The organism is Accumulibacter sp. (assembly GCF_016789985.1).
Classification (GTDB): domain Bacteria; phylum Pseudomonadota; class Gammaproteobacteria; order Burkholderiales; family Rhodocyclaceae; genus Accumulibacter.
The window spans coordinates 1-11,919 of the sequence record NZ_JAEUOL010000032.1; the positions used below are offsets into that span (position 1 = coordinate 1).

The 11,919-nt window shown below is 63.1% G+C and carries 12 protein-coding genes; 4 read left to right on the forward strand and 8 right to left on the reverse strand.

Annotated features, from left to right (window positions below; translation table 11 throughout):
• From JNK99_RS01860 to JNK99_RS01880, 5 genes are all read right to left on the reverse strand, one after another.
• A partial coding sequence (locus tag JNK99_RS01860) for a hypothetical protein (protein WP_291847796.1) occupies positions 1 to 482 on the reverse strand: 482 nt, incomplete at its 3' end.
• Entirely contained in the window at positions 479 to 1,633 is a 1,155-nt protein-coding gene (locus JNK99_RS01865) for a YbdK family carboxylate-amine ligase (protein ID WP_291847799.1), read from the reverse strand. The genes JNK99_RS01860 and JNK99_RS01865, both read right to left, overlap by 4 nt.
• Positions 1,630 to 2,904 (reverse strand): cation:proton antiporter, encoded by a 1,275-nt coding sequence (locus tag JNK99_RS01870; RefSeq protein ID WP_291847801.1) that lies wholly within the window; start codon positions 2,902 to 2,904, stop codon positions 1,630 to 1,632. The genes JNK99_RS01865 and JNK99_RS01870 overlap by 4 nt, the downstream gene beginning before the upstream one ends.
• Positions 2,905 to 2,917: 13 nt before the next feature.
• Positions 2,918 to 3,700, reverse strand: coding sequence for a type 1 glutamine amidotransferase (locus tag JNK99_RS01875; RefSeq protein ID WP_366518683.1), 783 nt, complete (start codon positions 3,698 to 3,700; stop codon positions 2,918 to 2,920).
• Positions 3,701 to 3,720: 20 nt separating this feature from the next.
• Complete coding sequence (locus JNK99_RS01880) at positions 3,721 to 4,926, reverse strand: cation:proton antiporter (protein ID WP_291847804.1); 1,206 nt, start codon at positions 4,924 to 4,926, stop codon at positions 3,721 to 3,723.
• Between the two features lie 160 nt (positions 4,927 to 5,086).
• Here JNK99_RS01880 and JNK99_RS01885 point away from each other — a divergent pair, with 160 nt between their 5' ends.
• The 4 genes from JNK99_RS01885 to JNK99_RS01900 all read left to right on the forward strand — a co-directional run bounded on the left by JNK99_RS01885 (position 5,087) and on the right by JNK99_RS01900 (position 8,495).
• On the forward strand, positions 5,087 to 5,590 hold the full coding sequence (locus JNK99_RS01885) for a MarR family winged helix-turn-helix transcriptional regulator (protein ID WP_291847806.1): 504 nt from the start codon (positions 5,087 to 5,089) through the stop codon (positions 5,588 to 5,590).
• Positions 5,587 to 6,123, forward strand: coding sequence for an OmpA family protein (locus JNK99_RS01890; protein ID WP_291847809.1), 537 nt, complete (start codon positions 5,587 to 5,589; stop codon positions 6,121 to 6,123). The genes JNK99_RS01885 and JNK99_RS01890 overlap by 4 nt, the downstream gene beginning before the upstream one ends.
• Positions 6,124 to 6,754: 631 nt before the next feature.
• The gene (locus tag JNK99_RS01895; RefSeq protein WP_291847811.1) at positions 6,755 to 7,951 is read left to right on the forward strand and encodes an IS256 family transposase; all 1,197 of its coding nucleotides are present in this window, start codon (positions 6,755 to 6,757) and stop codon (positions 7,949 to 7,951) included.
• A gap of 130 nt (positions 7,952 to 8,081) precedes the next feature.
• A complete protein-coding gene (locus tag JNK99_RS01900) occupies positions 8,082 to 8,495 on the forward strand; it encodes a tyrosine-type recombinase/integrase (RefSeq protein ID WP_366518684.1) in 414 nt (137 codons plus the stop codon).
• Positions 8,496 to 8,585: 90 nt separating this feature from the next.
• Here the strand turns inward: JNK99_RS01900 and JNK99_RS01905 are convergent, their stop codons facing one another.
• The 3 genes from JNK99_RS01905 to JNK99_RS01915 all read right to left on the reverse strand — a co-directional run.
• Positions 8,586 to 10,055 (reverse strand): nickel-dependent hydrogenase large subunit, encoded by a 1,470-nt coding sequence (locus tag JNK99_RS01905; protein WP_291847814.1) that lies wholly within the window; start codon positions 10,053 to 10,055, stop codon positions 8,586 to 8,588.
• Entirely contained in the window at positions 10,052 to 11,050 is a 999-nt protein-coding gene (locus JNK99_RS01910; protein ID WP_291847817.1) for a HupU protein, read from the reverse strand. Before JNK99_RS01910 ends, JNK99_RS01905 begins: the two co-directional genes overlap by 4 nt.
• The coding region (locus JNK99_RS01915; protein ID WP_291847820.1) for a sigma-54 dependent transcriptional regulator at positions 11,047 to 11,919 on the reverse strand (873 nt) is incomplete at its 5' end. The genes JNK99_RS01910 and JNK99_RS01915, both read right to left, overlap by 4 nt.

An 11,919-nucleotide genomic window follows, 5' to 3' on the forward strand; every position in this document is an offset into this window, starting at 1 on the left:
GAGAGCTTGCCCTGGGCGACAGCCATGGCACCCATCAGGGAGAGCAGTGCTCGGGTTCCGCCAAGCAGCAGTCGTTGGTCCTGCGCTACCAGCCCATTCCAGTAACGCTCGCTCACCACCTTGCCGTCGCGCAGCACTAACAGGCCATCGGCATACAAGCGCGTGGCCAAGAGGAACCCAATATCGCGCGGCTGCTGATCGAGCGGGTCGCGGGCCTTAAGCTTGTCGAGCTCGATTTGTCGAGAAGCAGGGTGGAGCATCTGGGCTGTTCCTGTCGCCGTGATCTTCAGCGAAGGCATGAAGCGGCCGAATGACTGCAAGCCGATGCGCAGATTTTCAGGTGCCAACCAGTTGTCCTGGTCGATCCATGGGCCGAGATCCTTGGTGCTCCTGGGGACCGACTCGATGACACACTCCTCTGCCGCATGCAGTGGCCACGCCCAAGACACCATCAACGCCAGCAATGGCAGCCAGTGCTTCATCGTGGGCCCTCGGGAAGCTGCGTGCTCCGTTGATTGCGAAAGCGCATTGTGGCCTCACGGACGACATCGTTCAGGTTTCTGTGGATGGCCTGACGCCCGCGCAACCAACTGGCGTCGGAGAACTCCCCGACCAGGGAGGCGTCGAGCAGTTGCAGCCATGCGGAACAGCCAAGTTCGCGGGCATCCTCGACTAACACCGCGAGCAGTTCACGGGCGATCTGCCGGAGAGGGACTTGCCGCAGCCCAATCGGATCCGAGATCTGCCCATCGAAACCATAGCGGCACGCCTGAAACTTGTTGTAGCGGGCAACATACAGATGCCGTTGGGTGTCGAGTGCGGGTCGAGTTCGCAAGAGATAGCGTACCAGGCTTTGCGCCAAGGCCGCCAGGGCTGCGGCGTGCTCGACCGTTAGTGGCGTATCGCAAACGCGGATTTCCACGGTGCCGAATTCGGGCTTCGGACGAACATCCCAATAGAGATCCTTGATGCTGCGAGCGATGCCACAGGCCTGCAGAAAGGAAAAGTGTTCAATGAACTCTGCCCAGTCACGCAAGGCCGGGCATTGCCCACTCAAGGGGAAAGCCGAGACGGCGTTCAGACGAGCGGACTGGAACAGTGTGTCTTCGCCATCGACGAACGGTGACGACGCCGACAGCGCAATGAAGATCGGCACATAGGGTCCCAGAGCCTGCGTCATCCAGATCGCGTCGTCACCGGATGTGCAACCGACGTGAATGTGCTGGCCAAAGACCGTGAACTGTTTGGCCAGGTAGCCATAACGGTGGTAGATCTCATCAAAGCGATCACCTGGACAAATCCGGCGCTCCGCCCAGCGATGGAAGGGGTGCGTGCCGCCGCCGCAGACAGCGATATGGTTGCGCGCGCACTGACTGACGAGCGCTTGTCGGAGTCCGACCAGATCGGCAGCAAGGCCATCGACGAGTGTACGCGGCAGGGTGCTGACCTCGATCATGCTTTCGGTGATTTCAAGCTTGATTTCACCAAAGCGGCCATCGTAGTCCATGCTGCCGAGAAGATCCGTCGCTCCACGCGTCAAATCAAAATCGCGCACGGAAACCAGCTGCAACTCAAGCTCGACGCCCAGGGTCAGTGGCTGGCTCTGTTTGAATTCGGCGATTGGCTGGCTCATGCCACTCCTTCCTTGCTGTTGTCGGTCGCCGCGGTCTCGCCGGCGCGCACCACGGCGACACGGCAGAGGGCAGGGCCGGCGAGTTCCATGATGGCGGCCGCAAACAGCGGCAATGACAGCGACGAACGTCCGATTTCCGGGTAGAGTCCGGCGATTTCATACGCCATGAAGACGGCAGTTGCCGACAGCGGCTGAATGCCGATGCCAACCAGCACCCGCTTGGCAAAACCCAGGCCACCGCCAGCCCATGCCAGGGCAGCCACCTTGGCCACCGTACGAACGATCAACAGGCCGATTGCCTGCAGTCCGATCAGCCATGTGAAGTCTTGCCAGGGCAGCGAGGCACCGACGACGACGAAGAGAATGATCGCCAGCAACCAGTGTCCTTCCGGCAGGCTGGTGTAGCTGAGCGTCCTTTCCTGATCGCTGAAAGACAGGATGGCCCCCATCAGGAAAAGCGTCAGAAAAACCGGCACCGCCAGCATGCGTGCGGTGCCAACGGCAAGCAGCGCCGTGGCCACGAGGATGAAGACCTGTGCCAGGGAGCGCTTCGGCAGGAGTGCCGCGACCAGACGAGCGAGAAGCGCCATCAGCCAGGCGATCACCACGGAACCAACCACCACCCATAGCGGATGGGCCACGGCATTCAGCCAGTCGTTGCTGTATTGCGCATGTACCACGCCGACGACGACGGCGAACACGACGAATGACGCCGCCGCGCTCAGCGCCGTGTGCAGGATGATCCGTTCGGTGACCTGACCCTGCGCGTTCGATTCCTCGACGGTCAGCAGGACAACCGCCGGCGCCGAGGCCATGGTAACGGCTGCGGCAGCGGCCGCCCATGCCGGCATCAGCCCAACCACCCCCCAGGCGAAGAGGAAAATGGCCGCGAAGGAGAGGGTGATCTCGCCAAGCGTTGCTCTTAGCAAATCGCGGTTTTCACCGAGCCAACGCAGATCGAGGCGTCGGCCGATCTCGAGCATCAGGAGTCCGAGTGCTGCATCGGCCATCGGCCGTATCTGGGCCAGTGCTTCAATGCTGATCCAGCCGAGCACGGAGGGGCCGAATAACGTTCCTGCCAGGACATAGCCGATGACTTTCGGCCAGGCCAGTTTGGCGCGCAACCACTCGCCGACCAGCAAACCGACGACCAGCAGCATGCTGAACAAGGCGAGAGAATCGAGTTCATCCGGGAAGGGTGGCAGGAAGAAGAGGCGCTCCTGCAAGTCTTCCCAGACGGCACGTACTGGCGACAGAATGTCGTTCAGCATTGGTTCGTCTCGCTCACCAGAATCGGCCGCGCGCGGCAGCGAGAAACTCGTCGAGGATTGGCGTGCAGTCCAACAGATCTTCGCTACCGGGGGGATGGAACTCCGGATGCCACTGCAGGCCAAGAACATACGGCCTGCCTTGTAGGCGAATGGCCTCAATCAGGCCGTCCGCAGTGCTGCGCGCTTCGACCCGCAGGTCCCGACCCAATGCTCGGATCGCCTGATGATGGATCGACACCACCCGCCCGCCGGTGTTGCCAGGATAGAGCTTCGCCAAGCCGGACTTTGCGGCCCACTCGACCGCATGGCTGTGCTGGTCGTAATCGCTATGGACGTGCTCGCCCGCCGCTTCGATCTGTGTGGCAATGTCCTGATAGAGAGTCCCGCCAAGCGTCACGTTGATCAGTTGGGCGCCTCGACAGATGCCGAGCACCGCCTTGCCGGCTTCCATGAATTCGTGGAGGAGTTCCATTTCGTAGGCATCGCGCACCCGGTCACCTGCCCAGTCGGGGTGCGACGGCTCCTCCCCGTAGCTTTGTGGGCTAATGTCGGCACCACCCTGGAGAATGAGGCCGTCGAGATACACCGGGTAGTCCGAGAGCCGGATGCTGCTGCGATGAACCATGGCGTCGCCACTGACCGCGGGAATCATGAACACCATCACGTCGCGGGACATCACCCAGTGCGCCACGGATTGTTCGAGGTACTGCAGCGATTTCGACTGCAAACCCGTGGCGCCGACCACTGGGTGGTAGATGCGTGCGGAAAGACCAATACGTAAGGGGCGTCTGCTCATGAGGGGTCTCCGGGAAAAGATCAACCAGCCACTGGCTTTTCGCGTGGCGGGCGGTCCGACTGCAAGGCCATTGCCTCACCGAAGCCCTTGATTGCCGTCTGCGTCGCCAAGGGTCCGAACAACTGCATCAACAGGATGGTAGCCAGCAAGGTGCCCGTCAGTCGGGGTTCGAGGCCGGCGTACAGCGTCTGCAGGTTAGCGAGGAGAACCAGTACGATGCTCGACATCGGCTGTAAGCCAATAGACAGATAGATGGACGATTCGGTGCTCAAGCAAAGGCGCTTCCGATTCCAGAGAACGCCTGTGACTTGCCCGGCGAAGCGCGCGATCATCACCAGGATGGCTTCCGGCCAGTACTCGATGACGACGCCAATGTCAAGCGCGGCACCGGCCAGAACGAACGTGGCGACGAGAAAAATCCGGGCATCACTGGCAATCCGAATGGCAGCGACCTGCTTGTTCCGATCCAGAGTTCGCGTCAGGTAGCCGAAGAGCAGCATGGGCAGCAACACCGAAATGTCAAGGTAGATCGCGGTTCCAACACCGAGTACGATGGTTCCCAGAATCAACAGGTGCTGGTGTTCCGGACGCCGTCCCAGGAGTTGAGCGCCGGCCAGGACGAGTGCGGTGCCGGCACCAGCGAGCACTACGGCCACTCCGACTTCCTGCGTCGCCTCCCAGGCGCCGGCGAGGCTGCGAATCGCCCCATCCCCAACCAGAAACGGCATTGACCAGGCGGAGCCAACAAAGGCGACACACCCATTGATCGACACCATCGTGAACAGCAGTCCCGTCTTGTCTCCCCTAGCCCCTACGTCGCTGCAGGTCGCAATCGTGATCGCTGGAGAAGTTGCCAGACACAGGGCTGCCGCAAAGACCGCGGCGCTGGCGGAAAACTCCAGAGCCAGAAGCAGCGCCGTGATGCTCGATCCGGTGGTCAGCGCAATCGTCACTCCCGCGTGCAGTCGACTCCATCCTTCGCTGGCGACCACCGGCGGCACTTGGTAGCCCAATTCAAACAGGATCAGGCCGAGTGCCAGATCAATGAAAAGCTGGTTGGTCTCGATATGATACGGGGCAATCCACCCCAAACCACTTTGGCCGACCAGCAGTCCGAAGACGACATAGCCAGTTGTTCGTGGCAGGGACAGCGCTCGACGTGCGACCTCGCCTGCAACCAGACCGCCGAGAAGTGCCATGCCGAAAATCTGGATCGAATTGAACATCGAGTGGCGAACCCTTACCGGTTCTCGGCGTGGCGCAAAAACGTGACCAGCGGCCTCGGCGCAAGCTCATCGCCAAAGGTGCTTGTACGAAAAATCTATCGATACTACATTGATAGGCAATATAATAAACTTTCTCGATTAGAGCAATGGCTAACGCCCAATGACGCTTCCTTTGACGGCCGCCACACCACAGTTCCCCTTGGCAGTTCTACAACAGTTCCGAGTGATCTACGGCACGATGCGCCAGTATTTCCGTGAAGTGGAAGAGCGCTGCGGACTTCCCGGTTCGCAGATGTGGATCCTGCAGGAGGTGCAGCGCTGCCCTGGGCTTGGCGTGACAGATCTCGCTGCACGCTTAGGTATACACCAGTCCACCTGTAGTCAACTCGTTGAAAAACTGGTTACTCGCAGATGCCTCATCAAGACGCGAAAGCAGGAGGATCAGCGCCGGGTCGGTCTTCAGATCGCGCCCGACGGTGTGAAGGCCATCGCAGCGCTACCGGGGTCCGCTGCAGGCGTCCTTCCCGAAGCGCTCGCCGCTATGCCGGAAGTCGCCCTACAAACATTGTATATCAATCTATTTGAGTTGATACGACATCTGCCCGGAGGAGACGACGCTTTCGCCAGCATACCGCTGGCCGACATGCTGCGGGATTCGAAATGAAGCTTGGTCAGGTCATGTTCAGGCTCTCCAGCCTGACACCGCTGCTCTACGGCGTAATGCTCTTCGGATGTAGTACCTTGGCCATCTCACCTTCAGAACCGATGCCGCAACAGTCGCTTGATTCTACGTCAGCCCCAGACACACCATTGGATATGCCCTCAACCAAGAACACGGATTCTGTAGCGCTGGAGGAAGCTAACAGCATCTACTTCGCCAAGGGCGCAACGCGTATCGATCCTGCGGGGCAGGACAAGCTGCGGATTCATGCAGCACGGTTGAAGGAGAATCCGGCGCAGGTGGTCACCTTGGCAGGTTACACGGACGACCTGGGCAGTGACTCGTATAATCTGGCGATAGCGGACCAGCGTATCGAAGCCGTCGTCAAGCTCCTTCGCACCTACGGCGTTCCCAAGAAACAGATTCATCCGCTGCGTCGCTATAGCGTCGGGCGAGCGGGGTCAATGGCGGCCTGCAGGACAACGGATTGCCGCCAGAAGATGCGCCGGGTGGAATTGATCTACGCTAATCGGTAACGCGGTCGGCGTTGTGTTCGGCAAGGGTGGGAAATTAGAAGGATTTCGGTTGTCATCGATCAGGGGCGAACGATGAGAAATCCAACGGCAGGAGTCATTCCGGGACCAGTAATCAGCAGTCGAAGCTTGCCCCCACAGTCTATGGGTCTTGGCGACTGTGGGGTTTCCCTCCCGCCGGGGGTCTAGACGAGCGGCTACCAGGAGACGCGTTGACCGAATTCGTATTCGGGCGTCCGCTCACCAATCGGATCGTTCTGACCGAACGGCGCGTCGACCCTGTCCCAAAGCGGTGGCCCACACGCGGGCACCAGGCATGCGCCGCCAAGCTCGATTCGCCTGTCAGAGCAAGAGTCGCGTTCTTGTACGGTGAGTTTCCATAGGGGGAACATGGCTGCTATTTGCGGACATCCAGATCCGACAACCCGCCAATCGCAACAATGGCCGATGAGCAACTTCTCCCACCGGGTGCGCCCAAGCCGGCAGTGTCCCGCCGAGTGGTGTAAGAGCTGAAGGTTTGGGGTTTGCCGTGGGGGCCCTGCAGGGCCCCCACGGCGGGCGCGATCGGGAGGTCATCGGAGAACTCCGGTAAGGTTGGGGTTGCGAAACTCAACTTTTACTGAGGAATAAACCGATGACCCAAGACAGGATGCAGCTTTCCGAGCTGCTTGAAAAGGCCGGCGGCGGCGATTTCGTGCGCGAGATGATCGGCTTCGTGGCCCAGCGCTTGATGGAAGCGGATGTGGACAACCGTTGTGGCGCCGGCCACGGCGAGCGTTCCGAGGCCCGCACCAACTCCCGCAACGGCTTCCGGGAGCGGGACTGGGAAACCCGCGCCGGCACCGTGGCCCTGCGCATCCCAAAGCTGCGTTCCGGCAGCTATTTCCCGCCTTTCCTGGAGCCCCGGCGCACCGCCGAGAAGGCCCTGGCGGCCGTTATCCAGGAAGCCTACGTGCAGGGGATCTCCACACGCTCGGTGGATGACCTGGTGCAGGCCATGGGGATGAGCGGCATCTCCAAGAGCCAGGTGTCCCGGCTGTGCGCCGAAATCGACGAGCGGGTGCAGACCTTCCTGCAACGGCCCATCGAGGGCGACTGGCCCTACCTGTGGATCGACGCCACCGACCTCAAGGTGCGCCAGGCGGGGAGGATCGTCTCCGTCGCCGCCATAATCGCCATCGGCGCCAACACCGATGGCCGGCGCGAAGTGCTTGGCATGCAGGTGGGGGCCTCCGAAGCCGAACCCTTCTGGACCGACTTCCTCAGGAGCCTCACCCGCCGCGGCCTGCGCGGCGTGAAGCTCGTCATCTCGGATGCCCACGAGGGCTTGAAGGCGGCGGTGCGCAAGGTCATCTCCGCCACCTGGCAGCGCTGCCGGGTGCATTTCATGCGCAATGTCCTGGTCCATGCCCCGGCCGGTCAGCGCCGCATGGTGTCCGCCCTGATCGCCACCATCTTTGCCCAGGAAACCGAGGCGGCAGCCCAGGACCAGTGGCGGGCCGTGACAGATCAGTTGCGCGACCGCTTCCCAAAAATTGCCAAGCTGATGGATGACGCCGAGAACGATGTCCTCGCCCACATGGGCTTCCCCAAGGAACATCGCGCCAAGATCCACAGCACCAATCCCCTGGAGCGGCTCAACGGCGAAATCAAGCGCCGCACCGACGTGGTCGGTATCTTCCCCAACGAGGCGGCCATCTATCGCCTGGTGGGGGCTCTCCTGCTCGAACAGAACGACGAGTGGGCCCTACAGCGTCGCTACATGACCCTGGAAACTCTGGCCGTGGTCGGCGACAATCCCAACATCAGCCTGTCCGCCGTGACAGCCTGACTGGCAATCCAACCATGCCGGAGTCCATGACTTCCTGATTGCCTCTTACACCACGTCCGGGGACACGATCGTCATCGACGAGACGATCCGGGAAGCGGGCAGCGCCAGTCTGCCGCTGGAGGACGCCTTGGTGGCCGACCTCGTGCAGGCAGCGCAACGGCATGTCGATGAAACCTCGTGGCCGGAGTCCGGCGTGCTGCTGGGGCTGTGGGCGCTGGTGACGACCCACACGGTGCTCTTCCTGATCGGTCCGCGCAGCCGGAATGTACTCCACCATTCACGCAACTGCGGACGCGCCAAGTCCGGTGACAAGATCCGCGACATGACGCTTGCTCAGGCGTTCGCCGAGGCACGCGACGCTGCTGGTGTCACCGTGGAAGGCAAGACGCCACCGACTTTTCACGAACTGCGCAGCCTGTCGTTGCGCCTCTACCACGACCAAGGAATCAACGCTCAGGCGTTGGCCGGTCACAAGTCGGCGGACATGACAGCCGTCTACCGGGATGTGCGTGGGGACGAATGGGTGAGGGTGTTGCAGAAGTGATCCCTCCGTCGATCGAACCGAACGTCATTTCCGATTCCGTACACATGGCGTACACAGATGCGTATGCCTTTGATTTATCGCTATAATTTTTCAATGCACCGTACACACCATGCAGGGATCAAAGGAGCGCACGACGTGCTGCACGACAGCCGGGATGCTTTCACCCTCGCCGACCGGCAAACCGGCCAGCGCCTGCTCGAGGGCGCCGGGAACACCGGCCGCGTCGCGCGGAGAGAAGTTCCAGGTGGTCGGCGCAATGATCTGGTAGCCGGCGATCCTGCCGCGTTCGATGCGCAACCAGTGCCCGAGCGCGCCACGCGCTGCTTCGACCAGACCGACGGCACCGGCCTGCTCGGGCAACTGCCATGGCGCGCAGAACGGCTCGCCGGGGATCAAGGCGCACACCCAGTCCTCCATCGCCGGCACCACCAGGGCAAGTTCGAGCAGCCGGGCGACCACCCGGGCCAGCACGCTGCCCCCCTCGGCCGCGACCAAAGCACGCACCAGCGGCTGCCCGGCGACCATCTGGCGGGCCAGGGCGCCGGTTTCGACGACGCCATGATCGTAGCGCGGCGCCTTGCACCAGGTGTAGGCACCTGCCTTGTCGGCAAACTCGCCGACCAGCGGGCGCGTTTCCCCATGCAGTGGGTGCAACGGACGTTCGCCGAACAACCAGGCGTGCGCCACGTCTTCACTGACCAGTTGCTCGTCGAACGGCTGTCCGACGCCCTGCCAGATGCCACGGGCAAAGAGATGCTCGCCGCAGGCGTCCGATTGACCAGGCGCCGGGTAGGCACCATAGCTCAAAAAACGGTCGGTCGCCCGGCCCAGGCGTGACAGGCCGAGCGCGCCGGCAATCTCGATGAAACGTGGCAGGTCGGCCGGCCGGCCTTGCGCCCAGGCAGCAAGCTCATCTGCACTGCCGATTGCGCTGACGTTTTCCAGCGCGTCGCCGAACACCGTGGCGCCAAGAAACGCGCGGAACTCGCGCAGCACGGCCAGCAGGCGGACCTTTTCGGTCGCGGTGACCGCGCGCGTCGTGCCGCCGGGCTGCAGTGCCAAGCTGTGCGGCCACTTGCCGGCGAGGTAGCCCATCAGGCGCAGAAGGTCGGCGCGCGCCGGCAGCACCTCGCGCAGCGCTGCACCGGTGGTCGCCTTGAAGCGCCTGGCCGCCGCGCCGTGCCAGGCGCAGGCGCGATACTCGTCGCGCCCGAAATCGGGCATGAAGTAGAGGTAGAAGTGGGTCAGGTGATCGGCGAGGTTTTCGCAGGCGAGGATCAGATTGCTCGCCAGGCGGCCGTTGGCCGGCATCTCGAGAGCGGCCGCGGCGGCCAGTGCGGCGGCCGCCGCGGCCGACTGCGACACCGAGCAGATGCCGCAGATGCGCGGCACGATGACCAGCGCGTCGAGCGGGTGCTTGCCGAGCAGGATGTGCTCGAAGCCGCGATAGAGCGAGGAACTGACCTCGGCCGAAGCGACGCGGCCAGCGGCAATCTCCAGCCGCACTTCGAGGTCGCCTTCGACGCGATTGAACGGGCCAATTGTCAGGTGGCGGTTCACTTCGGGCCGCTCTTGCGAATTCCCGGTGCGATCAGCGGGTGATCGGAATGCGAATTCTCGCGCACCCGCTTCGGCGTTGCCGACTTGGACAGCGCGGCCAGGGCGACGAACCAGGCCTTCGGCATGTCGACCGGCAGGCTGGTCGGGATGCCGGCGATCTTGGCGGTTTCCATGAACGGATGACCGGGCTCCTCGAAACCCGGTTCGGTGCAGGAAATGCAGGCAAAACCGCCGCGCACGCAGGAGCCGACGCCGTGCCACGGCCGCAGGTTGCAGTCGGCATTGGCCTGGGTGCCCTTGCAGCCCATGTTCTCCATCAGGCAGCCCAGATCGGAGAGCTTTTGTGCACTCGCCTTGAATTCGTAGAACTCGTTGCGCGGGCAACCGTGATGCACCAGTTGCTCGGTGTAGAAACGCGGCCGCTGCCAGGCGTCCAGGTCGGCCACGCCGAGCGCACCGAGGGCCAGCGAGAGCAGGGTGTCGACCACCCAGCCGGGATGCGTCGGGCAGCCGGCCACATTGATCACGGGCAGCCCCGAGATGGCGCGGAATTCACTGCCGAGCAAGCCGCCTTCCTGGTCACCGTCGAACTGCAGCCCGCAGGCGTCGGTGATGTTCTCGCCGCTCGAAACGATGCCGCCGTAAGCGCTGCAGGTGCCGATGGCAAGGACATAGTGGGCACGCCGCGCCAGATCGCGCACCCAGTCGATCAGCGGGCGGCCACTGCCGGAGAGCATCTGGAAGCGGCCGCTGCCGTTCGGTCCGCGCAGCAGCGCACCCTCGACACACAGGAGGTCGAACGGCCGGCTGCCGTCGGCCGCCAGCCGCAACAACGCCAGCGCCTCGTCACCGCTGGCTTCCGACAGGCCAGGATGGAGCAGCAGTTCGATGCCGCTATCGGCCAACTGTGCGAGGACACCGCTGCGATTTTCGGCACCCAGCAGCGACTGCGTGCAGCCGCCGCAACCCGCCGCCTGCAACCAGACGACCCTCATGCCCGCTCCAGCCCGTAACGCAGCAGCTTGTTGCGCAGTCCGACGCGCGACAGACCCAATTCGCTGGCTGCGCGCGACTTGTTCCAGCGATGGCGAATCATCGTCTCCTTGAGCACCCGCGCTTCGAGCCTCTCCATGCGCTCCTTCAGCCCGCCGTCAACGGCGATCAGCTCGAGCAGATTGTCCTCCTCCTGGTCGCAGGCCGGCGTGCGCAGGATGCGCGGCGCCAGCAGGTCGGCACCCAGGCGTGGCGAGTCGGCGAGCGCCAGCATGCGCAGGATTTCGTTCTGCAGCTCGCGCACATTGCCCGGCCAGGGATAGGCGGCCAGACAGGCGAGTGCCTCGGTGGTCAGGCCGTCGACCGGTTTGCCGAGGATCTTCTGGCTGGCTCCAAGCAGGCGACCGGCGAGCAGCGGGATGTCCATCGAGCGTTCGCGCAGCGGTGGCACGCGCAGGGTCACGGTGGCCAGCCGATAGTAGAGGTCCTCGCGAAACGTGCCGGCCCGCACCTCGGCTTCGAGGTCGTGATGGGTGGCGGCAACGACACGCACATCGACCGATTGCGGCCGGGTGGCACCGAGCGGCCGGAACTCTCCCTCCTGCAGCACACGCAACAGCTTGACCTGGAACACCGGACTGGTGTCGCCGATTTCATCGAGGAAGATGGTTCCGCCATCGGCCTGCTGGAAACGACCGCTGCGGTCTTCATAGGCGCCGGTGAAGGCACCGCGCTTGTAGCCGAAGAGCTCGGCTTCGAGCAACTGGTCGGGCAGCGCGCCGCAATGCTCGACGACGAAGGCATTCTCGGCACGCCGGCTGCAATAGTGAATGGCGCGGGCGAGCATCTCCTTGCCGGTGCCCGATTCGCC